Annotated in this window: 22 protein-coding genes and 1 pseudogene; 15 read left to right on the top strand and 8 right to left on the bottom strand. The window is 40.9% G+C overall.

The genetic code is table 11. The features are described 5' to 3' along the window. Window positions 1–5: 5 nt before the first annotated feature. Genes trpCF through HYD28_09075 form a run of 4 tightly spaced genes read right to left on the bottom strand, consistent with a single transcriptional unit; the run spans window position 6 to window position 4,565 of the window. Entirely contained in the window at window positions 6–1,370 is a 1,365-nt protein-coding gene (gene trpCF / locus HYD28_09060; GenBank protein ID QLE09088.1) for a bifunctional indole-3-glycerol-phosphate synthase TrpC/phosphoribosylanthranilate isomerase TrpF, read from the bottom strand. Next, window positions 1,363–2,382: an anthranilate phosphoribosyltransferase gene (trpD, locus tag HYD28_09065; protein QLE09089.1), complete on the bottom strand. Its 1,020-nt coding sequence runs from the start codon at window positions 2,380–2,382 to the stop codon at window positions 1,363–1,365. Before trpD ends, trpCF begins: the two co-directional genes overlap by 8 nt. A gap of 9 nt (window positions 2,383–2,391) precedes the next feature. After that, on the bottom strand, window positions 2,392–2,997 hold the full coding sequence (locus tag HYD28_09070) for an aminodeoxychorismate/anthranilate synthase component II (protein ID QLE09090.1): 606 nt from the start codon (window positions 2,995–2,997) through the stop codon (window positions 2,392–2,394). Beyond that, the gene (locus tag HYD28_09075) at window positions 2,997–4,565 is read right to left on the bottom strand and encodes an anthranilate synthase component 1 (GenBank protein QLE09091.1); all 1,569 of its coding nucleotides are present in this window, start codon (window positions 4,563–4,565) and stop codon (window positions 2,997–2,999) included. Before HYD28_09075 ends, HYD28_09070 begins: the two co-directional genes overlap by 1 nt. A 535-nt stretch (window positions 4,566–5,100) precedes the next feature. On the opposite strand from HYD28_09075, the gene HYD28_09080 reads away from it, so the two are divergent. The 8 genes from HYD28_09080 to HYD28_09115 all read left to right on the top strand — a co-directional run bounded on the left by HYD28_09080 (window position 5,101) and on the right by HYD28_09115 (window position 11,478). Then, window positions 5,101–5,940 (top strand): PHP domain-containing protein, encoded by an 840-nt coding sequence (locus tag HYD28_09080; protein ID QLE09092.1) that lies wholly within the window; start codon window positions 5,101–5,103, stop codon window positions 5,938–5,940. 9 nt (window positions 5,941–5,949) lie between these two features. Next, window positions 5,950–6,573 (top strand): threonylcarbamoyl-AMP synthase, encoded by a 624-nt coding sequence (locus HYD28_09085; protein QLE09093.1) that lies wholly within the window; start codon window positions 5,950–5,952, stop codon window positions 6,571–6,573. 41 nt (window positions 6,574–6,614) lie between these two features. Continuing rightward, window positions 6,615–7,418: a segregation/condensation protein A gene (locus HYD28_09090; GenBank protein QLE10523.1), complete on the top strand. Its 804-nt coding sequence runs from the start codon at window positions 6,615–6,617 to the stop codon at window positions 7,416–7,418. A gap of 213 nt (window positions 7,419–7,631) precedes the next feature. Continuing rightward, window positions 7,632–7,994, top strand: coding sequence for a hypothetical protein (locus HYD28_09095; GenBank protein QLE09094.1), 363 nt, complete (start codon window positions 7,632–7,634; stop codon window positions 7,992–7,994). 135 nt (window positions 7,995–8,129) lie between these two features. After that, the gene (locus tag HYD28_09100) at window positions 8,130–8,981 is read left to right on the top strand and encodes a GNAT family N-acetyltransferase (GenBank protein QLE09095.1); all 852 of its coding nucleotides are present in this window, start codon (window positions 8,130–8,132) and stop codon (window positions 8,979–8,981) included. 89 nt (window positions 8,982–9,070) lie between these two features. Beyond that, window positions 9,071–10,105 (top strand): acyltransferase, encoded by a 1,035-nt coding sequence (locus tag HYD28_09105; GenBank protein QLE09096.1) that lies wholly within the window; start codon window positions 9,071–9,073, stop codon window positions 10,103–10,105. Between the two features lie 238 nt (window positions 10,106–10,343). Beyond that, window positions 10,344–10,898 carry a cytochrome b gene (locus HYD28_09110; protein QLE09097.1) on the top strand — a complete coding sequence of 185 codons (555 nt, stop codon included), beginning with the start codon at window positions 10,344–10,346 and terminating at the stop codon, window positions 10,896–10,898. A gap of 1 nt (window position 10,899) precedes the next feature. After that, window positions 10,900–11,478 (top strand): YceI family protein, encoded by a 579-nt coding sequence (locus HYD28_09115; GenBank protein ID QLE09098.1) that lies wholly within the window; start codon window positions 10,900–10,902, stop codon window positions 11,476–11,478. Between the two features lie 32 nt (window positions 11,479–11,510). Here HYD28_09115 and HYD28_09120 read toward each other — a convergent pair whose 3' ends face one another. Continuing rightward, entirely contained in the window at window positions 11,511–12,371 is an 861-nt protein-coding gene (locus HYD28_09120; GenBank protein ID QLE09099.1) for a TIGR02285 family protein, read from the bottom strand. 111 nt (window positions 12,372–12,482) lie between these two features. Beyond that, a complete protein-coding gene (locus HYD28_09125) occupies window positions 12,483–12,650 on the bottom strand; it encodes a hypothetical protein (GenBank protein ID QLE09100.1) in 168 nt (55 codons plus the stop codon). Between the two features lie 363 nt (window positions 12,651–13,013). On the opposite strand from HYD28_09125, the gene HYD28_09130 reads away from it, so the two are divergent. The 6 genes and pseudogenes from HYD28_09130 (at window position 13,014) to icd (ending at window position 23,302) form a co-directional block, all read left to right on the top strand. After that, the gene (locus tag HYD28_09130) at window positions 13,014–13,589 is read left to right on the top strand and encodes a hypothetical protein (protein QLE09101.1); all 576 of its coding nucleotides are present in this window, start codon (window positions 13,014–13,016) and stop codon (window positions 13,587–13,589) included. Between the two features lie 46 nt (window positions 13,590–13,635). Continuing rightward, window positions 13,636–14,577, top strand: coding sequence for an acetoacetate decarboxylase (locus HYD28_09135; protein ID QLE09102.1), 942 nt, complete (start codon window positions 13,636–13,638; stop codon window positions 14,575–14,577). Between the two features lie 8 nt (window positions 14,578–14,585). After that, window positions 14,586–16,817 (top strand): NAD(P)-binding protein, encoded by a 2,232-nt coding sequence (locus HYD28_09140; protein ID QLE09103.1) that lies wholly within the window; start codon window positions 14,586–14,588, stop codon window positions 16,815–16,817. A gap of 178 nt (window positions 16,818–16,995) precedes the next feature. After that, window positions 16,996–19,224 carry a TonB-dependent receptor gene (locus HYD28_09145; GenBank protein QLE10524.1) on the top strand — a complete coding sequence of 743 codons (2,229 nt, stop codon included), beginning with the start codon at window positions 16,996–16,998 and terminating at the stop codon, window positions 19,222–19,224. Between the two features lie 37 nt (window positions 19,225–19,261). Beyond that, window positions 19,262–21,944, top strand: a pseudogene (locus HYD28_09150) (response regulator). A 92-nt stretch (window positions 21,945–22,036) separates the two neighbouring features. Then, the gene (gene icd, locus HYD28_09155; protein QLE10525.1) at window positions 22,037–23,302 is read left to right on the top strand and encodes an NADP-dependent isocitrate dehydrogenase; all 1,266 of its coding nucleotides are present in this window, start codon (window positions 22,037–22,039) and stop codon (window positions 23,300–23,302) included. A gap of 5 nt (window positions 23,303–23,307) precedes the next feature. Here the strand turns inward: icd and HYD28_09160 are convergent, their stop codons facing one another. Both HYD28_09160 and HYD28_09165 read right to left on the bottom strand, forming a co-directional pair. Further along, window positions 23,308–23,751: a hypothetical protein gene (locus HYD28_09160; GenBank protein ID QLE09104.1), complete on the bottom strand. Its 444-nt coding sequence runs from the start codon at window positions 23,749–23,751 to the stop codon at window positions 23,308–23,310. Between the two features lie 111 nt (window positions 23,752–23,862). Continuing rightward, window positions 23,863–24,810 carry a LysR family transcriptional regulator gene (locus HYD28_09165; GenBank protein QLE09105.1) on the bottom strand — a complete coding sequence of 316 codons (948 nt, stop codon included), beginning with the start codon at window positions 24,808–24,810 and terminating at the stop codon, window positions 23,863–23,865. Between the two features lie 105 nt (window positions 24,811–24,915). Here HYD28_09165 and aceK point away from each other — a divergent pair, with 105 nt between their 5' ends. Continuing rightward, entirely contained in the window at window positions 24,916–26,745 is a 1,830-nt protein-coding gene (gene aceK / locus HYD28_09170) for a bifunctional isocitrate dehydrogenase kinase/phosphatase (GenBank protein QLE09106.1), read from the top strand. Window positions 26,746–26,761 lie beyond the last annotated feature (16 nt).

A 26,761-nucleotide genomic window follows, 5' to 3' on the forward strand; every position in this document is an offset into this window, starting at 1 on the left:
TAACCTCAATAATTTCTGATATGCGAAAACGCATTTTGTAATTTTGTTTGGCACTTTTTACCCGCTGACGCTTCAACGCCAGAATTTAGGTCAAGGCCATTGGCACCGCGATAAAGCGCTGCATGAATATTCTCTGGATTTAAACCACCGGCTAACATAAAAGGCACCGTTGCCGTTTCTAGTACAGACCAATCAAATGTTTCGCCTGTGCCGCCTTTTTGGCTTTTGCTGTAAGTGTCGTACAAATGGCGGTCAACCCCTTCAAGCGGTTTTGGTAATTCGCCTTTAACGGCTTGTGCTTTCCAAATTTCACAGCCAAGCGGTAATTGCTTTCTGAGAGTTTGAATATATTCGCTATTCTCGTCACCATGTAATTGCACTGCAGCTAGCTTTAAACTTTGTGCATAATCTACTACTTGTTCAACAGGCGCATTGACAAAAACACCAACATAAGCGAGCGGGGCACTTTGTGTTACTTGCTTGGCGCAGTCGATATCGACATAACGTGGTGACTTAGGGTAAAAAATTAAACCGCCATAAACAGCACCACTCGCGTAGGCTGCCATCGCGTCTTGTGAACGGGTTAAGCCACACACTTTATTTTCACCTAAAATCACTTTACGACACGCGGCTTCTAAGTCGCGCTCAGCCATGAGTGAGCTACCGATTAAAAAGCCGTCGCATAATGGCGCTAGGCGTTTTACATCTTTATGGGTATAAATGCCCGACTCTGAAATGACCACTTTGTCATTTGGGATAAGCTGGCGTAATCGCTCTGTTGTCGCAAGATCAGTACTTAAATCACGAAGATCGCGGTTGTTAATGCCAATAAGGCTGGCATTAAGTGCAAGTGCGCGGCTTACTTCTTGCTCATTACTGACTTCAGTGAGTACCGACATATTCAAAGAATCAGCCACTTTATGAAGCGCTAAATATTGTTCGTCATCAAGGACAGAGAGCATTAATAAAATAGCATCACCACCAGACAAGCGTGCTAAATAGACTTGGTACTCATCAATAAAGAAGTCTTTACAAATTAGCGGCTGCTCAACTTGGCTGCGCACATATTCAAGGTACTGATAGCTGCCTTGGAAATATTTTTCGTCAGTAAGCACACTCATGCAGGTTGCGTACTTTTTATATACCGAAGTAATTTCGTCTAAATTAAACGGCTCGCGAATAAGCCCTTTTGACGGTGATGCTTTTTTACACTCTAAAATAAATTGTGTGCCAGTTGCTGCTAACGCTGCTTCAAAGTTTCGCTTGGTTGGTACAACATCCTCAATGAATGACTCAAGCGGGCGCTGTGCTTTTCTTTGTTCTAATTCAATGCGTTTGTCGGCAACAATTTTGTCTAACACGTTAGCCATGACTTACCTCAATAATTGCGTTCAATGTGTCCATCGCTTTGCCTGATGCTAATAATTCACTTACTTGATCTGCGGCTGCTTTTAAATCACTTGTTTTATCAGTTAAATAAAGAAGTGCCGCAACGTTGGCTATAATAGCTGCGTTATGCGCCATTTCACCTTGACCTTGTAAAATCGCTAAGCTTGCTTTTGCGTTATATTCTGGCCCTTGGCCTGTTAGTTGTTCAAGTGAATAGTTTGCAAGACCAAAATCGCTCGCTGTTAGCGTGTATTCGCTTAGTTCACCGTTATTTAGCTCAACCACTTTGGTTGTCCCGTGCAAGGCAATTTCGTCAGTGCCTGCACCATGAACCACCATGGCGCGTTTAGTGCCAAGGGTTTTTAAGGTTTCTGCCATTGGTAAACACAGTGAAGCGTCATAAACACCAAGCAATTGAACCTCGGGTGCAGCAGGGTTGGCAAGTGGCCCTAAAATATTAAAAATTGTGCGGCTTTTAAGGGCTGTTCGCACGCCCATCGCATGGCGTACACCACTGTGATAATGCGGCGCAAATAAAAATGTGAAGCCAGTATTTTCTAAACAAATGGCTGCTTGCTCAGGGCTCATATCGATATTGATACCCAAGGCTTTTAGTAAATCCGCAGAGCCAGAATTACTCGATACACTACGATTACCATGTTTGACCATGTTGATGCCCGCAGCGGCGGCTACAATAGCAGCAGTGGTACTAATATTAATTGTGTTTGAGCCATCGCCACCGGTACCACAGCTATCTGCAAGCAAGGTTTTGCTGGTTTTAAATGGCACTGCATTGGCGCGCATTGATGCTGCCGCACCGGCGATTTCATCACTCGTTTCGCCTTTTAGTTTTAGGGCGATAAGTGCAGCGGTTAATTCAATATCATTAAGCTGACCATTCATGATGGCGTCAAACAATGCAGTTGCTTGCAGAAATGATAAATCTTGCTTTGCTAATAATTGGTTTAACTGGGTTTGGGTTGTTGCTTCCATGTTATTCCTCTACTGCACGCGTGCGGTTAAAAATTCAATGCTTTGCTGTAATAGCAATGCGCCATTTGGCGTTAAAATTGACTCAGGATGAAACTGATAGCCAAGGGCATTATCTTGTTGGTGGTAAATTGCCATCGGAATAGTCTCATAAGAAGCAATTACTTCAACGTCATCAGGGACTTTGGTTGCCATTAATGAATGATAACGAGCAACCGGCATTTTATCGCCCATACCTGCAAATACTGGGTGCTCAGTCAACGCAATAATTGATGACTTGCCATGCACTGTTTCACCTGCATGACCAATAATCCCACCGTAGCTTTGTGTTAGTGCTTGCTGTCCTAAACAGATGCCCAGCATCGGGAAGCGGCCTTTACACAGTTCAATGAGTTCCATTAAACAACCCGCATCCGATGGTGCGCCAGGGCCGGGTGAAAGCACTAATAACACGGGCATTGTCTCTTGGCACATTTTGTCAAAGATGCTTTGTGCACTGATGTTATTACGGTATACCACTAACTCGCACCCTAACATAGAAAGTTCATCGACTAAGTTATAACTAAATGAATCAAAGTTATCTAAAAAGTAGATTTTATAGGCTGATGTTGTTGTCATTATTGTGCCTCGTAGGTCGATTGAATCGCAGTGATCACGGCTTGCGCTTTAGCACGAGTTTCATTGGCTTCTGATTGTGGTTCTGAATCAAACACCACACCTGCACCTGCTTGCACGAAGGCTGTGCCGTTTTTAACAAAGGCAGAGCGAATAACAATGCAGCTATCCATGGCACCATCACCCGTTAAATAACCTACTGCACCACCATAGCTGCCACGGCGTTTTTGTTCGGTTTGACGAACTAATTCAGCGGCACGTACTTTAGGTGCGCCCACTAACGTGCCCATGTTCATACAGGCTTGGTAGGCATGGAGCGCATCTAATTCTGGCTTTAAAGTACCAACAACACGTGAAACTAAGTGCATCACTTGTGAGTAGCGGTCTACTTTTAATAACTCTTTAGCGTGGCGTGTGAAAGGTACGCTAATACGAGCTACATCATTTCGCGCTAAATCTACTAACATCAAGTGCTCAGCACGTTCTTTTTGATCGTTGCGAAGCTCAAGCTCAATGCGGCTGTCTAGGTCTGGATTAATTTGTCCGTTAGCAAACTTGCCACGAGGGCGAGTGCCGGCAATAGGGTATACCTCAACTTGTTTACTCTCTGGACAATATTTGAGGGCTGACTCGGGCGATGCACCAAATAATACAAACTCTTCATCGCGCATGTAAAACATATATGGGCTTGGGTTTTGTTGTTTTAATTGGCTATAAGCATGAAGTGAGTCAGGACAGGCGAGAGAAAAAGTACGTGATGGAACAACTTGGAAAATATCACCATCAACAATGTTCTTTTTTAACCTGATAACATGTTCACAGTATTGCTCGTCGCTAACATCGATAGAAATAGGGTTTGAGCCTGTTTGTTTTTGCCCTTGGTAGCTTTGTGCATTGTCACATACGGTATTTAAACGTTCTAACTGTTGACCCACTTCAAAGCAGTTAGCGTGTACTTCAGGGCCGTTAAACACATTGCCGATTAGTTCTGTTGTTTTTGCCTGATGGTCGATGACAACTAACGTTTCAGCTAAGTAGAAAACATAATCTGGGCAGCTATTTTCGCCGTCAGGTACATCAGAAAGGGTTTCGAAATTAGCAACCATATCGTAGGCAAACACACCGCCTAAGAACACAGAAAACGGGTTGTCTGTGGTACTTTTAATACTGTTAATGCAGCTACGTAGCGCACTAAATGCGTTATCTGCTACTAATTTACTGGCTTCATCAATGTCGCTTGCGATCTCGTTGTAGGTTAACGTTAACGTGTCATCTACAAGCTTTGCAGAACAGTTTTGCACATGACTTTGTAAATAAGGCAGTAATTGTTTGCCATTATTTGACTGTGCTGTGAGTGTGACCTGTTTGCCTTGGCAAACAATACGTAGCGCTGAGTCAACCAAAATTAGACTTTTTACACTGTCTTTTGAATCAATTTCAGCAGACTCTAACAGCAGTGAATTAGGCTTATCGAGTAAACTGTATAACGCAAGTGGGCTACTAATGTAGTCACGCACTTGAGTGATACTGGTTACTTCACCCGGTGTCGTCGTTATATGACTAAAAATCAAACCTTATTCTCCCTCATTCCCAAAAACTCTTTAAAAAACAAAACCCCGCGAAGCGATGCTTGGCGGGGTTCGTATAAAGATGCCTATAAATTAGATAGACCCTTACCGTCCCGCTAAGCCAGGCGCCACCACCAATGATGTGTAAGAGTTGCTATGTAATTCATTATAAAACCTTAAAATTTAGATATAAAAAAACCCGCTACATGAGCGGGTTTTGAAATCGTTAGACACGACAATTCGTCACCCGCTAGTTACGAGTGCCACCACCAAATTGTGATTTGAATTGTTTTGTTCATTGTTATTTCTTATTTAACGTGTCTGAAAGTGCCTACAGTAAAGCGTACCTAAGCCGATACTGTCAAGCATTAATTTACATATTAATACGAGTTCGGCATTTACCCATCGTAATTGCCCATTTATGAGGGTAAAACACACAGTTATATATCTTACTTAAAAAGATAATCACGCCCTCGCACTAAATTTTTGTTATACTCACATCATTGATTCAAGAACTTACGTAAAGCAGTCTTTCCCTTTGATAAAATACGATTTACATAGCCACACCACATACTCAGATGGTCAGCTATCAGTCGAGCAATTGTTACACCGCGCGGTTGAGAAAAACATAGATGTGTTTGCAATTACCGATCACGATACGTTAAGTGCGATAAAACCAGCACGCAAAGTCATTGCAGATGATAATTTACCGCTTAAATTGATTGCTGGTGTTGAAGTATCAACAAAATGGGAAAGCTTTGAGATTCATATTGTTGGCTTAAATATTGATGATGAGAACAATTCACTGCTGTCATTATTACACGCGCAACAAGCCAAGCGTGAAGAGCGAGCCACCGAGATAGGTCGCCGCCTCGCTAAAAATGGTTTTGAAGGCATTTACGACCAAGCAAAAACATTCGCTGAAAACGCACAGATCACACGCGCGCATTTTGCTCGTGCACTGATAGAGCGTGGCGTAGCTAAAAACTTCCCAGGCGTATTTAAAAAATACTTAGGGCGAGGAAAAACAGGCTATGTACCAAGTAGTTGGTGCGATATGCAAACGGCAATTGCTGCAATTCACCAAGCTGGTGGGGTTGCAGTACTCGCTCACCCTGGGCGATATCAAATGTCTAACAAATGGCTGCGTAAGTTAATTATTGAATTTAAAGACGCGGGTGGCGATGCAATGGAAGTAGCACAACCACAACAAGCACCGAGTGAGCGCCAGTTTTTAGGTGAACTTAGTCGTGAATATGGTTTACTTGCGTCGCAAGGATCAGATTTTCATTTTCCGACCAGTTGGTTGGAGTTAGGTAAAAATTTATACTTGCCAAAAGATTGCCAAGGGGTTTGGCAAGCATGGGAAGGGCAATAGGAGCGTGTAATGAGTCAGCTTTTTCATATTCATCCAGATAATCCGCAACCACGCTTAATCAGCCAAGCGGTTGATATTATTAAGCAAGGTGGTGTTATTGTATACCCAACCGATTCGGGTTATGCACTTGGCTGCAGCATTGGTAATAAGCAAGCAAAAGAGCGCATCGAACGTATTCGTGGTATTGAAAAACACCATAATTTTACCTTAGTTTGCCGCGACCTATCGGAGCTATCTACTTATGCTCGCGTCGATAACCAGCTATTCAGATTAATTAAAAATAACACGCCGGGGCCTTATACGTTCATCTTTAAAGGCACAAAAGAAGTACCAAAGCGTTTATTAAACGAAAAGAAAAAAACCATTGGTATTCGTGTTATCGAACACCCAATCACCTGCGCTTTATTGGCTGAACTAGGGGAGCCGTTAATGTCGTGTTCTTTGATTTTACCGGGTGAGCAATATACCGAGGCTGATCCTGATGAAATTCGCGATCGCATTGAAAAGCAAGTTGATTTAATTATTCATGGTGGTTATCTTCCTGAACAAGCAACCACAGTGATTGATTTGTCGGATGATGATATTGAAATCTTACGTGTGGGTTGTGGTGATACTAAACCATTTGAAATGTAGAGACTTCGTTGACTAGCCCAGAGCTTGATGCCCCAGATAATATACAAGAGCCAGTTCAGCAAAAGCTGCCTTTGGCTTTTTTGCATGGCAAAGCGGTAGTCGACAAACCTGAAGACTTATACATTCCACCTGATGCGTTAGAGATCATTTTAGAAACCTTTGAAGGGCCTCTCGATTTACTTCTGTATTTAATCAAAAAACATAAACTTGATGTACTAGAGCTCTCTATTTTTAGTATTACAGAGCAATACGTTAGTTATGTTGAAATGATGAGTGAATTTCAGCTTGAACTAGCTGGTGAGTACCTTGTGATGGCGGCGCTATTAGCACAAATTAAATCACGATTATTACTGCCAAAACATGAAGAGCTTGAAGAGGAAGAAGATCCAAGAGCTGAGCTTGTAAGACGTTTACAAGAATATGAGCAATTTAAAAAAGCAGCGGAGAATCTTGATGAAATCCCTCGCGAAGGCCGCGATATCTTTGTAGCCGAAGCGCTGGTGCCAGAATTCAGTGAACGTGAGGTACTGTTACCTGATGTTGACATGAAAGACTTACTCGTTGCGCTAAGCGACGTTATGGCCCGAGCTAAAACATTTGAACACCATCATATTACAGCAGAAGCTTTATCGACCCGTGAACGCATGAGCTTAATATTAGATAAGCTCTCAGAAGCGCAATCACAATTACCTTTTCATACTCTTTTTACCATTGAAGAGGGCAGAAGTGGTGTTGTAGTAAGCTTTATCGCTATGTTAGAGCTAGTGAAAGAAAACCTGATCAGTTGCTTTCAGGTTGATGCCAATAGCCAGATTTATATTGGTTTGGTGGAAGAAAGCGAATAGTAGCAAGCTAATCGTTTTAAGCGGTAAGTTCTAAGTTTCAAAAGCTGTACCTGCTTTCATAGCAAGTAGGTATTCACCACTCAAAAAATAGATATTTCCATACGAATGAAGCGCTTAACTAACAGAGTGTTAAATAATTGCGCCAAGGCTCAGTACTTGTTAAGTTGTTTTTCCCACGCTGCTAGGTATAAGCCTACTATTAAGGAAAATATAATGAAAAAGTTAGGAATGGTACTGTTATCTCTCGCGGCATTTGGAGCCTCTGCTGCAGAAAATTTGCAATTAGACCTTAACCTTTATTTGAATAACCAACTTGTAAAAACGCACGCAGTTAAAACTGAAGAAGACAAAATTCAAACAGTGACTGCAGATGGCATTCTTAAATTTGATGTAACCCCTTCGTTGCACAACCAAATTGTGACACTGACATCAACACTATATAAATTTGAAAATGGCTCTTACAATAAATTTCAAGAACCTAAGTTAATGGTAAACCTTAACGAACCTGCAACGATTGAGGTTGGGACTGAGGGTGTTGAAGTTTATAGGATTGAAATAACAGCAAGTAAAATATAGCTGCTCTGAAATTTACTATACATTTTTATAGCGGCTAGATTTAGGTATGCGTTTAATAAATAGATGTATTTTGAGTGGCATCATAATACAAATAGCTATTGAGTTAGAGGTATTTCAACTTTTTAAGGAAAGCAGATGCAGAGTAAACACTTTACAATCAAAACCATGACCAAAAAGGAAGTCGAACTCATGATTGATTGGGCTGCAGCAGAAGGTTGGAATCCAGGCCTTAATGATGCAGATTGTTATTTTGCAGCTGATCCTGAAGGATTTCTAGTTGGTTTTCTAGACGATGAGCCTATAGCGACAATTTCTGCCATTAATTACCACGATGTATTTGGCTTTATTGGCTTCTACATTGTTAAACCCGGTTACCGTGGCAAAGGTTACGGAATACAAATCTGGAATGCCGCTTTAAAACGTCTTGAAGGCTTGAATATTGGCCTTGATGGTGTGGTGGAACAGCAAGAGAACTATAAAAAGTCTGGTTTTAATCTGGCCTATCGCAATATTCGCTTTGCAGGAGTAGGTGGAGGTAGTACACCGCAAAATGCAGACATTGTTGATCTTAATGCTGTGCCATTCGAAATCATTGACGCATACGAACAGGCATTTTTTCCTGTGAATAGGTCAAACTTTAATAAAGCATGGTTAAGCCAACCCCAGTGCGATGCGTTTGGCATAATGAATAACGGGAAATTGGCAGGGTACGGCGTAATTCGCAAATGCCAAAACGGCTTTAAAATTGGCCCTTTATCTGCCGACTCACCAGAATTGGCTGAATCTCTATTTCTAGCTTTAAAATCTAAAGCGAGTGCATCCGACGTTATTTTCCTTGATACGCCAGAAATCAATCAAGCTGCTGTTGCTTTAGCACAGAAGTACAACATGCAGGTGTCATTTGAAACCGCCAGAATGTATACCAGCGAATGTCTGAGCTTGCCATTAAATCGTATTTTTGGTGTTACTTCTTTTGAAATCGGCTGAGTTAAATCTTATAGCTATTCAATTTCACGAGATATTCAAAGCTCGATTAAACATTAATATAAGTTCTTACATTTATCCAAGGACGTATTTTGGAAATTAGAAAACTTAACTCACTACGTGCTTTAGCTGCGCTCATTGTCTTTTTCACTCATTTTAGCGACATAACTAATTGGCTTGGTGGTGTGTTAGGAGGAGGCTCAGGGGCATACGGGGTGATGCTTTTCTTTCTTCTTAGTGGCTTTTTGATGTCTTATCTATATATAGAAAAAGGCTTTAATAAAGATAATATTGTCCGCTATTTTTCTGCTCGTTTTGCTAGAGTTATTCCTTTGTATTTAGTGGTTGTTCTTGCCTCTTACTTGTTATCGAATAATGGTAGTTCTGTTCTTTATAACATTCCTGATACCGAGACCTTAATAGCTCATTTACTGTTTATTTATGGCGAAAGTGTTCTGTGGTCAATACCGCCAGAAATATACTTTTATTTTATATTTACACTTTTTTGGGCAATGGCGAAAAATAGAACAGGGTATATTTATCTTTCAATTTTAGCTGTAATGCTATTGTTGTTCTTTACAAATTATCCACGTATTTATGGTGATATAAATGGTGTTCCATACAGTCTGTTTAGTGTATTGAGGACATTACCCTTCTTTTTTGTCGGGGTTATCTTGGGTATGAACTATCGTTCATTAACTATTCCATATTACCTGCGAAAACATTGGTTTGTATTAACGCTTGGTTTTATTCCTTTGCTGTACCCAGCATTTTCTCCCATAAATACTGCTGATAAGGTAAGAATGTGGTTGAGTTATGAAGTTCTGCTTGTAATGAGCTCTGTTTTCTTTTGTGTTGTTTTCCTCGTGCCAGACAATAATATATTGCTCGTTAATCGATTTGGTGATTTTATCGGAAAGATATCGTATTCGCTTTACTTGCTCCATATGCCAATAATCGCAAAAGTGAACCAATTAGACGCCTCGATTGAGCTAAAACTCTTGCTATCTCTGCTGCTGAGTGTCATAGCAGCAGCTATTTCATATCAATTTTTTGAAAAGCCAGTAGCAAATTTAATTCGAAAAAAAGTATCTAATCGGTCAAATTCAGCCACCAGCCCAGCTTAGCGAAACTACATTCGTTTTTTACTGAAGATACAATTTTAATATTGCGGTAATAAGCTCTCCATCATCTGCTAGCACCTAGCACCTAGCACCTAGCACCTGTTTTCCTTTTTCCTTTTTCCTTACAACTTTCGCCTGGAGTGTGCATATACGCACAGAAACTGTTCGTTTTACGCTATTTTCATTATTTAACCCATCGGTTAATCTGTATTTAATTTCACGATTCTCATGGGAAATGAGTATGTTAAAGAATTCAAAGTCAAGTTATGGCTGGGTGGCCATCTTAGTGCACTGGTTAATGGCACTTGGGGTGTTTGGTTTATTTGGCTTAGGCGTTTATATGGTTGAGCTAACCTATTACGACGCTTGGTACAAAGGCTCTTTGGATTTGCATAAAAGCGTGGGTATTACCTTAGCGGCATTATTGTTGTTTCGTTTTGGTTGGCGCTTGTTAGGTACTCAACCTGAGCCTGTTGCAGGTAACTCGAAAGCAATGAATCGGGTTGCACACTCAGTACATAAACTGATTTATTTAGCTTTAATTGTCATTGTGACATCGGGCTATTTAATCTCTACGGCCGATGGCCGTGCAATTGAAGTATTTAATTTATTTGCTGTACCGGCAATACCAGAGTCGGTCGCAAACCAAGAAGATATTGCAGGTAAAATTCACTTTTATGCCGCGTATGGGCTAATAGCTGTGGTTGTTTTACATGCTTTAGGGGCACTAAAACATCATTTTATCGATAAAGATAAAACCTTAATTAGAATGATCAAACCATTGAAGGATGATTAACATGAAAAAATTACTATTAGGCACAGCACTAAGTGCTGCACTTTTCTCAACTGCTAACGCAAATGCAGCTGACTACGTTATTGATACAGACGGTGCGCACGCATTTGTAACTTTTAAAATTAAGCACTTAGGTTACAGTTGGTTACATGGTCGTTTTAATACCTTTTCAGGTGATTTTAGCTATGACGATAAAGCGCCGAATGCGTCTAAAATCAATGTAACGATTGAAACGAAAAGCATCGACTCAAATCATGCTGAGCGTGACAAACATTTACGTAGCAAAGATTTCTTAAATGTTGATAAGTACCCAACCGCAACATTTAAAAGTACTTCAATCAAATTTGATGAAGACGGTGATGAAGCTGATGTAACGGGTGAATTCACCTTAAATGGTGTCACTAAAACCATTACCTTTGAAATTGATAAAATTGGTGAAGGTAAAGATCCATGGGGTGGTTATCGTGTTGGCTTTGAAGGCGAAACAAGCCTAAAACTAGCTGACTATGGTATCGACTACAACCTTGGTCCTGCTTCGACACATGTTGATATAGGTTTATTTATTGAAGGCGTACGTAAGTAAGTTTATCAATGTTTAATTAATAAAAGTGCCGCTTAGTGAGCGGCACTTTCGTTTCTATCTTTTAATCTCTTTTCTAAAATTGGTTGCAAATTATCAGGTAGCCAGCGCACTAACACATCATGAAAAGCATCTGTATGAGCGATTTTCTCAAGTGTTTGATCTAATAATTTTACCGTTACCTCACCTTGCTTGTTTTTAGTGCAGCCTACATAGCCAATGCTTAACGCTGGTGCTTCAGTAAGTGTGATTTGGGTTAGTTCATCTTCAAAGCCCATGGAATGAGCAAGATAATAATGCTCGCTTGGGTAGCCAAGTAATATATCAATACGCTTTTTTTGTAGCATATAAGTCAAGCTTGCGAGGGTGTCTCTGCCGGGGCGTGAAATGATATTGGCATCATGACTTTCGTTAATCACCTTGTCGATATTAGTCCCGAAAGAGCGGCTCATTGATACCCCTAATGCAAGGTTTTCGGCTAATAATGATTTTAGTGACACAGGTTTTGTGACGTCTAACTCAAGTTTTGCGGCTAACTCTTTACGTATTGCAATAGACGGCGACAAACCTACAGTTGATGAATGTTCAGTAAACTGAATATGCTGCTTACGGTGCTCGTTTTGATATAACGACAGCATACAGTAATTATTGTGTGGGTTTGATAGTTCATGCACAGCACGACTGGCTGGCAATAAAGTGCGTTTAAATGAGACCTCAGGCAGTGCTTTTTCTAATAATTTGATCACACTTTCATCACGACCTGTGCCTTCATATTTATCATGCATGATGTAGTAGGGGGCAAAATCAACCATGATCCACTCAATGGCTTTAGGTTGCTTATTTGCATAAGCTGGCAAGCAAAAAAGTAATAGTAAAATAGACCACACACTACGCATAGTTACTACCTATATAGGAACTAAAATATAAGTGTAGCAGGAATATAGGCTTATGTGGCTGGTGGTGAAAACTAAAACGCCAGCTTGTTGGCTGGCGTTTATCGGTAGGGTTTAGTTGGCTTTTAACCACTTCACAAATTGGCGTGCATCACTAGCCTTTTGGAAGATGGCATTTTTTAAGCCCTGCGTGTCGCTAAAAATTACACGCTGTTTGTTTACCGAGATTGATTGCACTGGATGTGCGATCTGGATCAAAGATCCGTTGTATTTATATGACATAATAAAACTCACTTTTTCTTTTGTCTGTGTCTGTAGAGCTTTAATAGGCATTTAAAAAATACAGACCGACATTTGTTGTCTTGCTAACAGTGTTGACTAAGTTTGTGACAGTTTGGTGATGATTTGAAAATTCATCAAAATGTCATTTAGCGAACAAGCTGCAAGTATTTATACGAATATGCGGGAATTACTGGATCAAGGTAAGGGGTTAACCGCGTGGTTTCTACAAACCAGACAATCAGAGTACTGTAAGAATCAATTAAGCGCAAGGTTTATTTTTTAAACATCAAAAATAATCTCTGGATGTTTAATAGAAACAGGCGTATTGTGATTAGGCACAAAATAACAATAAGAAGTATGCTTATGAATTACCTTTTGGTATCAGATATATTCGGTAAAACAGCGCATCTATCGCTGCTTGCTCAGCAGCTTCGCGGTAAGGTTAGTCTTTGTGACCCTTACATGGGGGAAATTCAGCTCCCCATAAATGAGCAGTTTCAATATCAACATTTTATGACTCAATGCGGCCATGACAGTTATTTTGAGCTAGTGCATTTAAAAATGGCGACTGTCCGTCAGCCAACCACGATTATTGCATTTAGTGCAGGCGCTGCCGCTGTGTGGCGTGCTCAAGCAGAATTAAAAGATTCTTTCATTAAAAAAATCATTGCCTTTTATCCATCACAAGTTAGACATCATCTTGAGCTTGAGGCTAACGTTCCTTGTCGATTTATTTTTCCTCACAGTGAAGAGCATTTTGATATTAAGCCTGTGATTGCTTCATTAAAAAGTAAAGCCAAGGTGAGCTGTGAAGTAGCCGACTATGCTCATGGGTTTATGAACCCGCTATCTGAGAATTTTAATCAGCTCGGCTATCAGCAATTTACCGAACAGCTATTAAAAGAGTGTTGTAACTCAGAACTTGTCCCCAACGATTAAAAAACTGGTCTATAGTCATTACTAAACAACAATATAAGTAATGACTATGACGGACCAAACAAATTACAGCCACTTCTTATCTAACCCGGTTGCTAAACCACCTTGTCGAATGATCAACGCGCAAATGTATGGTTTTTTTGTGTCTGGCTGCGAGCAAAAAATGCAGCAGTATGTTGATGCAACTTTAAATCTACTAGCAACTGAATCAACCTCGTTTAATGTGTTAGGGAGTGCTTGTTTACTTACCTTCACTGATATCGAAAAAATTTCTTCGTTAACGCCACCGTTTTCTGAGCATGGCTGGATGCAAGAAACCGATATTATTATTTGGCTCCCAGTAGCAAAAATGCAAGATGGTGATATTAGCCATTTATATTGGTATCCGGCTTTTATTAGTGTGAATAATATCTATGCCTTAATTAATGGCAGAGAGGCTTGGGGTTACAATAAATACTTATGTGAATACCAAATGCCTACAGCTGTGAGTGATGCGGGGCCCTTTAGTATAACTTTAGAATGTTTTGATGTATTTCACCCAGACTCTAAATTAGCGATGCATGAGCTATTAACCATTGAGCAAACACAAGCAAGTACCAAGGAAAACTTACTCGATAACTTATCGCAATTTTCTAAGCACGTAACAGACTTGTTTGATGCGCAAATTAAAGGCATTGACATATCACTTCTTAAACAATTGTTAGAGGGATTTATACACCCGCAGATGGATCAGATTTTATTTAAACAATTTCCTGATGGTGTAGGAGAAAAAGCGGTTTATCAGAGCGTTGTTCATTCGCCATCACTAATCAAAAAAATCCACCAATTAAAACTTTTACACAATGATTTTAGTCTTGATGTAAAAGCGCTTGCGAGTTTTCCTTTAAATGACATGTTTGGCATCGCACTTGGCAAGCAAGTTGTTCATTTACCTTTTTACGTCAATATGGATTTTGACCAGCTTGGCGCAACACAACTGTTACCAGCATAGAGGTGACCATGGAAAAAGAAAAAATCACTATTGTCGGGGGCGGTGTTGCAGCGATGACTGCGGCTGTGTACTTAACCGAGCAAGTTAATTGGCAAAGCCAGCGCGAAATTACTGTCTATCAACAAGGCTGGCGTCTTGGCGGGAAAGGGGCAAGTGGCCGTAACGCCCATTTCGGACAGCGAATTGAAGAGCATGGTTTACATGTTTGGTTTGGCGCATACGTGAATAGTTTTCGCACCTTAGAAGGTGTATATAATTCACTCAATAGACCCGCTAGTTGTTCATTGGCTACTTGGCAGCAGGCCTTTAAACCACACAGCTTTATTGCCTTACAAGAGTTTATTGATAACGAATGGCAAACTTGGCCGATTGATTTTCCAACCGTTGCAGGTAACCCCGCTGATGGCAGCCTAGATATAACAGTGTGGGACTTTGTCACCATGACATTAGCATGGCTAAAAAAATGGACCGAAGGCATTGAGCATGTTTGTCAGCAGCAACATGCTCAAACTACGTTAGTGACTAAAAAATCACGGGATCAATCGTTACTCAAGCACATGTATCAAGAAATCAAAGCAGATATTGATACCCATTTAAATGGCGCAAAGCAGTTTATTGATGATATTGAAGCAGGCGCAACTGAAATTGCCTCGAACCCACGAACATTGATAACCCATTTGCTACAGTTCACTGAAAAGCAGGCTACGCACACCGATAAGCAAGCTGATCGCTTGGTGATTTGGTATATCGTCAGAAAGTTAAAACGTTGGTTTAAAGATCAAGTGATTGATTTACTGGATGACAACCCAGAGCTGCGTAGACTTTATATTTGCGCCGATCTTGCTATTGCAATGCTCACAGGACTGATTAAAGACAAGGTCTATCGAGACGGTTTTGGCGTCATTAATTGCTACGATTTTCGTCAGTGGCTAGAAAAAAATGGTGCTAACAAAACTTACAGTGTCGATTCAGCGCCAGTACGTGGCTTTTATGATTTGGTGTTCGCTTATCCAAAAGGAGACTTTAATAAACCCAATGTTGAAGCCGGTGTTGCCGCCCTTGCCATGTTACGAATAGGCCTTTGCTACAAAGGTGGCGTGATGTGGAAAATGCAAGCAGGGATGGGCGATGTCATTTTCGGTCCAATTTATGAGCTTTTAAAGCAGCGCGGCGTTAAGTTTAAGTTTTTTCATCAGTTAACTAACTTATCGGCAGGACAAAATGACCAAGGTGAGTCGCTGGTAAGTGAAATTAAACTTTGCCAACAGGTGAGTTTAATTGGCCAAGATTATGAACCGCTTATTGATGTAAAAAAACTACCTTGCTGGCCTAGTGAGCCATTGTATGAGCAAATCAGTCCTGAACAAGCGCATTTATTACAAGAATATCAGATCAATTTAGAGTCATTTTGGAGTAATTGGCCTGAGGTCTATCAAGAGCACTTTAGCACCCCATTGCCAACAGTGTCCCTACGCCATGGTATTGATTTTGATACACTGATTTTAGGTGTCTCAGTTGCCTCACTTGAACATGTAGCCTCTGAACTTTTAGCTGTAGATTACGCGCTTTCTCAACAAGCAACAAAAGTGCAAAGTGTGGCGACTCAGGCTTGCCAAGTATGGTTGAATAAAACCGATCCACAACTTGGCTTTACGCAAACTAATGCCGCTGATGAAGGGCCTATTTTAAGCGGCTTTGTTGAGCCGTTTGATACTTGGGCCGCAATGGGCAATTTGCTAGATAAAGAAGATTGGCCAAGTGAAAATGCGCCAGTGAACATTGCCTATTTTTGCAGTGCGTTTAGCTGCGAAAACTACCCACCTGCCAGTGCACATCAATTCCCAGAGCAAATGAAAGCCGAAGTCAAATTGAATATGCATAATTTGTTTAGCGCAGATATGCGGCCACTTTGGCCCGAAGCCTATATTGATAACAAGTTTGATTGGCAGGTTTTTTATAGTGATCCACACAGCATTTTACCTGTACTTGAGCAGCAATATTGGCGCGTTAATGTAGACCCTAGTGAGCGCTATGTTTTATCTGTGGTTGATTCGAGTAAATACCGCCTTGCTACAGATGGCAGTCAGTTTGTCAATTTACGCATCACTGGCGACTGGATAAAAACAGGGGTTAATGCAGGTTGTGTTGAGGCTGCTGTGATGGCAGGTATGCAAACAGCGCGGGCAATATGTGGTTGGCCAACTAAGATCAGCGGAGAGCACGCATTCGAAAAAGGTTAGTGTGAGTAAAGTTGTAAATAAGTATGCGTATAAGTCATGAAATTCCATGATTTATATGCGACTTTAATTGATTGTTTGGTCTATACTTACCACTAAATTACAACAATTTAACAAGTTTCCCTCTTTTAAGGTCTAAAAGCTAATGAAGCGACCCTTTCTGAAAGATCCTAAGTTTATGATGTTGTCGAGCACCAGCTTGGCGGCATGTGTAATGGCAAGCGCTGTTGCACAAGGAGCTGAGATTGAAAAAGACATGGAAGTTATTAGCGTTTATGCACAAAAACGTCCGCAAGCAATTGAAGACGTGAGTGTAGCGGTAAGCCAAGTGGATGGCGAAATTTTAAAAGCTCAGCATTTTAAAGATTCAACTGAAATTGGTTTGTTTGCGCCAAATGTAAAAATAACCCAAAACGCCGCAGAAGGAACGCCACCTGCTGTTAGTATTCGAGGGGTAGGGTTACTTGATTACAATACGGCGAACACTTCACCTGTCGCTATGTATATTGATGGCGTTGCGGTGGGGTCTGCCAATAATCAAATTGTTAACTTATACGATATTGAACAGCTCGATATTTTACGCGGCCCACAAGGCACTCTGTTTGGGCGAAATTCTACCGGTGGTGCAATTCTGATTCGCTCAAACCGCCCTGAGTTTGATAGCTATGGTTCATTGACATTAGGCATTGCCAATAATAACGCTACTAGCATCGATGGTATGTGGAACCAACAACTATCAGATTCAAGTGCAATGCGTATTGCTGTTAACTATCAAGACTATGAGTACTCAACAAATAATATCTATACAGACTCACCAACAGCAGGTATGGAGCAAAAAAATGCCCGTGTGTCTTTTCTATCTGAGTGGGATGAGGTTGATCTTTACCTGCAAGCGCATATTGAAGACTGGGATGGTATTGCCCAGCCTGTTGGCAGTATTGGTATTGTCGCCAACCCTTTAACGGGTGAGCTGTGTTCACCAGCAGATGCAGGCTCAACACGCTGCTTTGATAACTTTGGTTTTAATGATGGCAGTGATGATTTCTTTGCGGTAAGCGTCAATAATGACTCGCCTCATAAATCTGATGGCTATGGCTTTATTGCTGAAGTAAATTGGCATTTAAACGAGCAAAGTACTTTTACAACGCTTTCGAGTTTTAACGATCTCGAAAGAAGCCATGCTTTTAATTGCGATGGCTCGCCAGCTCGCTTGTGTGAAGGAGTATTAGGGTTAGATACACATCTAATTAGCCAAGAATTCAGATTACTTAACGAATTTGCTGATTACACGTTAACCAGTGGGGTGTATTTTGCAGATGAAACAATTGAGCAAGATAATTTAAATGATATTTTGCGCGATTTTCGTGGCATTTTACCCACAAACTTAACCGCGACCTTTATCTACGATAACGAAATCGAGATGCAAAATTTGGCAGTATTTAGCCAAATTGAAGTGCCTGTCGCAGATAAATGGATGATCACCGCGGGTCTTAGATATGACTATGAGTCACTTGAGTATGACTCAATCGCCACGTTAAATACGGTGCTTGATGTGAACGACTTAGACGGTGTGCTTGTACCATTTTATCGCGTCACGGATGAGCAATCAGATAATGGCTTTAGCGGGCAATTTGCAATTAATTATCGTTATTCAGATGCAAGCAATCTTTATTATCGTTTTGCAAATGGTAGTAAAAGTGGCGGCTACAATGGCGGCTTTTTGTCATCTGAAGAACAAGCAATGTTAGCAAACTACGGCAAAGAGCGCTTAAATGCCCATGAAGTTGGCTTGAAGTCGTTCTGGCCTAGCCAGCAATTAAGAATGAATTGGGCAGCGTTTTACTATGATTATAACGACCAACAGGTGTTTATGAACCAAGCGTCAGAAACACCGCAAATGCCACCAGTGCAATTACTTGAAAATGTAGCTGATTCAACAATTTATGGTCTTGAAACTGAAATTAATTACCAAGCAACTAAGCAATTAGCCATGCTACTTTCAGTAGGTTATATCCCCCATGCTGAATTTGAAGAATACGTTGACCCACTTGGTAACAGTATTACCGATAACCAACTGCCATTTACCTCTAAATGGAATGTTTCAGCGGGATTAAAATATGATACCAGCTTGGCGTCGTATCCGTTATCGGCAAACATTATTTACGATTATCAGTCTGAATTTTATTTTGATCAGAACATGAACCCATATGCTCGCCAAGACGGCTTTAGCATTGTGAATGCGCATCTAAAATACGATGTTGATAATTGGTCATTTACTTTGTGGGGCAAAAATTTATTTGATACTGAATATAGTCAGTTAAAGTTCGATTTAAGTTCGTTCCTAGGCATGCTTGAAGACTTTAAAGGGGAAGGGCGTCGCTATGGCTTTGATGTTTCACTACAATTCTAGTCGTTGCCATCACCACAATGGTACAGGGGTTTTGTGAATGCGGTTAAAGCTGTATTTAAGTACTCTGCTGTTATTGTTTATATTAAGTGTTTCGGCTAATGCACAAGATACGTTTGTCTACACTGATGCTGTAGCTGATCAAAACCTCCATGATGTCGGTGAAGTGTTTATGGCGAACGATAATATGTTCCCGCAATCTGTGGCTGCGATTGATGCTTGGCGAGCCAGCAAAAAACCGCAATCTCGAATAAGCTCTGTCGGCGGTAGCTATTGGTTAATTGTTGAAATTGAAAATCAAAGTGATATAGAAGATTTAGTCCTCTATCCGTATAACACTTTGGTTTCGAAAATAGAAAGCCGCATTTATGATATATCTGATCCAAGTGCCCCGATACAGCACTTTGTAACCGGTGGGGTCGAGCCTAACCAATTTGCTTTTCACTATGGTAATCGTTTATCTCTTGAAAAAGGTAAGCACTACACGTTAATCACTTATTTTGAGAGTGACTACTTTTATACTCCCGCAAAGCTGGTATTAACGCCTTATCAAGATTATTTTCAGAACATAACCGTCGAAAATATGATCATGATGCTGTGCTTTGGGGTGGGCATTGCACTTGGTTTATATAATTTATTAATTTACTTGGTTTCCCGTGATGTTACACACCTGTATTACGCATTATTTACTGCATCCTGGGTGTTTGCTTGGAGCCATTTTTTCCATATTTCTGATCAGCTGTTTGGTTACTATAATCCTCATCTTCACTGGCTCGGCTTTGCCCTCACACCATTAACCAATATTCTGTTTTACAACAACTTACTTAAACTCAAAGAAACATTTCCGAAACTGGCGCAATTATCACTCACGGTGGGTGTAATTGCCACTTTGGGTATTCCGTTTTGTATTTTATGGCCAAGCTTTGGTTTTTATTGGTCAACGTTAGTAACGGGTGTTGCTTTATGTTTAGGCTTATACATAGGTATTCGCTGTATGCTCATTGGCTTTAAGCCAGCACGCTATTTTGTGCTGGCTTACATTGCCATGATGCTACCGAATATGGTGGGTAATTTAACTAATTTAGGCTTGCTGCCAGCTACTTCCATTAATTTATATTTATTGGGGTTGATAGGCACAGCCATGGACGCCATGTTGCTGGCGTTTGCTGTGGCCGATAAGTTTAGGCTGCTTCACGATGACAACGTAGAGCTCAATAAAAATCTAGAAGAAAAAGTACATTTAAGAACCTTGGAGCTTGAAGAGCTTGCCTCTGAGCTTCGCGATGCGAATGAAGCTAAAAGTCGCTTTTTAGCGAATATCAGTCATGAGATTCGCACCCCAATGACATCAATTATTGGCTATGCAGATGGCATTATGCTCGGGGACATTAAGCCTCATGAGCGCAACCATGGGATTGGCGTTATATTGCAAAATAGCCGCCATGTTCTTGGATTAATAAACGATATACTCGATATGTCGAAGATTGAAGCCAACAAGCTAGAAATAGATTTAGTCGAAACAGACTTGTTTGCCACGATTGCCAATATTGAGTCACTTATTGGCAAGCAAATCCGTGATAAGGGCTTAAAGTTCAGTGTTGATTATCAGTTTCCCGTTGCCAGACTACCTAATTACTGATCCGAGTCGATTAAGGCAAATCTTATTAAACCTAACAACCAATGCCCTTAAGTTTACTCAAGTCGGGCGTATAACCTTAACGGTGAGCTGTCATAACGATAAGTTGTCGATAAGCGTAAAAGATACCGGTATCGGCATGACAGACAAAGAGCAACAAGCCTTGTTTAGTGCCTTTTATCAAGCGGATTCAAGTATTTCTCGCCAGTATGGCGGCACTGGTCTTGGCCTTAATATTTCTAAAAGCCTCGCCAAAAAATTGGATGGGGATATCAGTGTTAAAAGTAATGTCGGTTCTGGCAGTGAATTTATTTTTACCATGTCGGTTTATACCACAGATAATACACGTTGGCTCAATGATATGAGTGAAGTCAAACTTGTTGAAACCTCACCGTTTAGTAAGCTTGATGCACCTGAGAACTTAAAGGGTAGGGTACTACTTGCTGAAGACCACCCAGACAACCGGCGTTTAATTGCGCGAATATTAGAGCGTATGGGGCTGACAGTGACCACCGTTGAAAATGGTAAAGACGCAGTGCAAGCAACCCTAGAAGACAGCTTTGACCTTATTCTACTGGATATTCAAATGCCGATTATGGACGGTCAAGAAGCATTAAAAATGATGCAAGCAACGGGAGTTAGTGCGCCAATCATTGCACTGACAGCGAATACCATGAAGCATGAAATTGCCCGTTATATGAAGCAAGGCTTCAATGATTTAATCGCCAAACCAATTGATAGAAATGCGTTTAGTCATAAAATTGCCAGTTACTTAGATTGCGATGAATTAGCTGATATTAAATTACCTGAAAAAGAGTTTCAGGCGCTTAAAGATGATTATATAAAGGGCCTTGAAGAACAATATCGAGAAATGCGCGAGCAATATAAAAACATGGATATTAATGGCTTAAGCAGAAATGTTCATATGCTTAAAGGCGCTGCAAACATGTTCGAATGTGAAATGCTCTATGTTAAAGCGGTTGCCGTTGATACTGCGCTAAAAAACGATACGGTCACGCTCGATACGCAGCTTATTGCATCCTTATTTTGTGCCATGCAAGACGAGATAACCAAGGTAACGCATTGATTGCTTGAATAGCGGCTATTTCTTTGTAAGCACAGACAAATTAATTATTTCCTGATATTAATATTGTTAAAACACCTTGCTGGGAAGACATGATGCAGTATCAACATATTTCAGTACCATCGAATGGCGTGCAAATTACTATCGATAGTAAGGGCCAGTGGCATATTCCTGACAATCCAGTTATCGCTTACATTGAAGGCGATGGTGTCGGTCATGATATAAGCCCGGTGATGCGTGAGATTGTCGATGCAGCAGTGGACCATGCTTATCAAGGCGATAAACAAATACATTGGATGGAAGTGTTCAATGGCGAAAAAGCAGCAGCGCTTTATGATGGTGACTGGTTCCCGCAAGAAACCCTGCATGCCGTTAGGCAGTTTAAAATTGCCATAAAGGGGCCGCTAACAACCCCCCTTGGCGGTGGCTTTCGCTCTTTAAATGTGGCCCTTCGTCATGAGATGGATTTATTCGTTAACATGCGGCCCATTCGCAGTTATCCGCACTTACCATCACCTTTAAAAGAACCTGAAAAAACCCAAATAACAGTAATCCGCGACAGCTCAGAAGACGTTTATTCAGGCATTGAGTGGCAGGCTGGCAGTATTGACAACGAGCGGATGCTTGATTTTCTGTGTCAAGAAATGGGTGTCACCCGACTACGTTTTGATAACCAATGCGGCATTGGTATTAAAAACAGCTCGAAAGAGGCGGCAGAACGCTTGATGCGCTATGCTCTTAACTTTGCCCTTAAAGAGCACAGTGAGTCACTGACTGTGGTGCACAAAGGTAATGTACTTAAATTTACCGATGGCGCTTTTAAACGCTGGGCATTTGCCCTTGCTGAGCAAGAGTTTAACGCTATAGCGCATGACAATGGTCGTTGGTTAGTTATCAAACGTGAAGAGCAAGATGATTTAATCATCAAAGAAGTCATTGCCGATAACATGTTACAACAAGCGCTGCTCACTCCTGAGCAATTCGATGTGGTGGTAACAACCAATCAAAACGGCGATTACTTAGCTGATATGTTAACAGCACAAGTCGGTGGGGTAGGAATTATGCCTGCGGCAAACTTAAATAATGAAGTAGCCTTTTTTGAACCGACTCATGGCACATTTAATCGCATTGCCGGTGAAGACAGTGCAAATCCAACAAGCAGTATTTTAAGTGCGGTAATGATGCTACGTTTTATGGGCTGGCATCAGGCTGCGAATAGAATAGAAAAAGCTCTAGAAGAGACGCTTAAAGCAAATGAAATGACGTTTGACTTGGCTAATTTAGTAGCCGATGCGACGATGCTTAGTTGCAGTGATTTTGCAAAAAGCATCATCGCGCGAATAAGTAACTCAAATAATTAACCATATTATGCGGCACTGGCGCTTTTAACTGCGTAGACACATGGTTTACCTGTTAATTGTGCTGCACGTTGGTAAATATGTTCTGCACCTGGTTCATTGCTTGTCATGCCTGTTAATGTGTCCATTAACGCAACCACTAAAATAGCGGGTACTTGGCAGCAGTATTCATCGAGTACTGCAGTTGTTGTTTGAGCATCAACATGACAATGCGGGTGAGTGCGTACTGTGCTGTATGCTTTTAACAGTGTGTCCGCTTGTAAAACATCATCATCTTGATGTTTGGTTTTACGGCATTGGCAACCAAACTCATCAACCATAGTGGCTAATGTTTGGTAAATTTCTTCACAAGGTAAATTACTTTTTTTACAAAGTTGTTGCTCGATGAATGAGTGTAATTGACCATTAATGTAAAGGCCGTCCTGTTGAGTGAATTGCGCTGAAGTTTCCATAATCATTTTCTCTTTGTTTATGTGCTTAACTTCACTCTAGCCCTTCACTCATTATTAATGAAATTGTTGTTTTCAATAACTGATATTGATTTTATCAATATTACGCTGTTTTTAGCGATCAGCCACGGTACTGGCAAAGGCAAGTAGCTCTCTGCGAAGCCACTGGTGCGGGTTTGCGTGATGTAACAAAGGGCTCCATAACATTTTCACTTCAATAGGAACAATTTGAAAAGGCACTGGACTTATTACCAAATCAGTGTGTTTTGCTAATAACATGGCTTGTCGACGAGGTAATGTGGCAATCAGTTTTGGTGATTGACACAGCAAGCTTGCCACCATGTAGTGGCGGGTGAATACGCGAATATTGCGGGTTTGTTCTAATTGCCATAATGCCTCATCGACCCAGCCGAGTTTTTGACTACCTGATTTATTCGTCAATGCCGCTTCTACGCCCCAACCTGCCCGATTCACCCAAATGTGCTCTTGTACAAGGTAGCCTTCAAGATTTTGCTGTTGTAAGTAGGGATTGTCTGGGTGTGTTAAGCAGCAGTAATTATCGCGCCAAACACTGGCTTGGTGGAATGAGCGGGGCAGGCCGTTAAAGCGGTTTATGGCAAGGTCGATGGTGCCTTTTTCCATATCTTGAAGATTAACATCGCTTGGGCTCAAAATATCAAAGTTAAGTCCCGGATTTTTTTCCAGCTGCTGCGTGATAAACGGCGCAATTAGGGTTGATTCAAGGTAGTCGTTTGCCATAATCCGAAATGTAATTTTAGCTGTGCTAGGGTCGAATACTTCACTTGGCTGAGTAATTTCTTCGGCCATTTTTAACAGTGATTCTATTTCAGGTTTAAGGCTGAGCGCTTTTGCTGTCGGCGTCATCGTGCCAGCGGCTCTCACTAATAATGGATCATCAAATAAATCACGTAAACGCTTAAGGGCATTACTCATTGCTGGTTGAGTCAAAGCCAGTTTATTGGCGGCTTTTGACACACTTTGTTCATCAATGAGGACATTTAAATACACCAATAGGTTGAGGTCGACGTGCCTAATATTCATTTGATCAATCTTATTTATTATCTTTATTAATTACCTAAATTAAAGCGCGCTTGCTATTGTGTGTAAACAAGGCGACTAAAATAATCAGCATAAGCGATAAAAATAATGCCACAGCAGAGCTCACATTTGGCTGTTAAATCACACAGCGAACAGTTAAATCAGGTAGTAGCGACTAAGCTTGCCCGCGCGGTGTATGCTGGCTTTGAGGCTATGTTTGCAGAGTTTTTAAATATTACCCTCGGTGCACAAAGTCGTTTTGAACAGCGCCAGTGGCATCAAGTTCAAGGGGCTATGAAATCGCGATTACAGGTTTATGAAGGGCAAGTAAAAAAGGTAAGCCAAGCAGTAAAAATTATTGCTTATAGCGAGGTAGATGATCCTGCAATTTGGTTACTAGCCAAAAAAATATACGCAGAAATGGTGCAAAGCCATGAAAATCAGCCGATTGCTCATACTTTTTTTAACTCAACCTTCGGTGCTATTTGGGACTCACGAAAAATCCGCAATGTACATTTGTTTGTACTAAAAGCACGTTATCAACTTGGGCCGCGGCCTTTTGATTCATTGGTTAGCCGCATTTCTTTACAAAATGGTTTTGAAAGTGCCATCAGCAGCTTAATAAAACGCCATGTGTTTCGTTCACAATACGCTGATTTTACTGGTGATGTTGCCATGTTGCAGCGTACTTTAATTGCGGGTGCAAAACTGCAATGCCCGCAAGTCTATGAGCTACTTGCACTCAACGATGGTTATATTGAATACGCAAATTCTTTGTTTTTCAGAAATAAAGCGTGTTACATCATAGGTCGATGTATTGCTAAAAATGGCGATAACATGCCATTTGCGATTGCGTTATTAAACAGTGAAAAAGGTCTGCATATTGATGCTGTGATGATGGGAGCTGACCAACTTAGCTTATTGTTTGGCTTTGCGCGTACTTATTTTATGGTCGATACCGACCAACCCGCACGATACGTTGATTATCTCAGTGTTTTAATGCCCCATAAGCAACGCTTTGAGTTGTTTAATGCCATAGGCTTTATCAAACATGCTAAAACCGAGTTCTATCGTTACAAAGTTGATACCACGCGCAATAGCCCTGTGGATGATAAATACATTATTGCACCAGGAACGCCGGGCATGGTAATGCTAGTATTTACAACCCCAGGCTCAGATTATGTCTATAAGGTAATCAAAGATAAATTCAGTGCACCGAAAACAGCCACCAAACAGCAGGTCATGGCCAAATACGATTTTGTTAAACAAGCCGATAGAGTTGGTCGGTTAGTTGATACACATGAATTTCGTTATTTAGCGTTTGATTTAAGTCGATTTAGTAAAGAGCTAATAAAGACGATGCAGCAGCAAATTGGTGATAGTTTAGTAATTTCGGGTAATGCACTTATATTGCGCCATGTTTATGTAGAACGCAAAATGACGCCGCTTAATTTGTATATCAATGACTGTGATGAGCGAAAACTGCAGCAAGTCATGGTTGATTACGGTAAAGCAATAAAAGAGCTCGCGGGGGCTAATATCTTTCCCGGCGATATGCTGATGAAGAACTTTGGTGTCACTCGTTGGGGAAGAGTGGTGTTCTATGACTACGATGAAATTTGCCCAATGACGGAATGTCAATTTAGAGAGCTGCCAAAAACCGATGACTCATTGGATGAGCTCAGCAGCGAAAGCTACTTTGATATCGCAGAAAACGATGTATTTCCTAGCCAGTTTAAAGTGTTTTTTAGCGCCAATAAGCGGGCGTTTGATTATTTTAATGCAGCCCACCAAGATATTTTCACAGCCACTATGTGGCAGCAATTACAAGCGGCTATTAACGATGGGCAATTGCTTGATGTTTATCCTTATAAGCAGTCTTGGCGCTTTTCTTCGATGAAAGCTCAAATGAAAAAATCTCAACCTGTAACTGTTTAATAGGAACATAGTGTTA

This window comes from Pseudoalteromonas shioyasakiensis, from assembly GCA_013391845.1.
GTDB classification, from domain to species: Bacteria; Pseudomonadota; Gammaproteobacteria; order Enterobacterales; family Alteromonadaceae; genus Pseudoalteromonas; species Pseudoalteromonas apostichopi.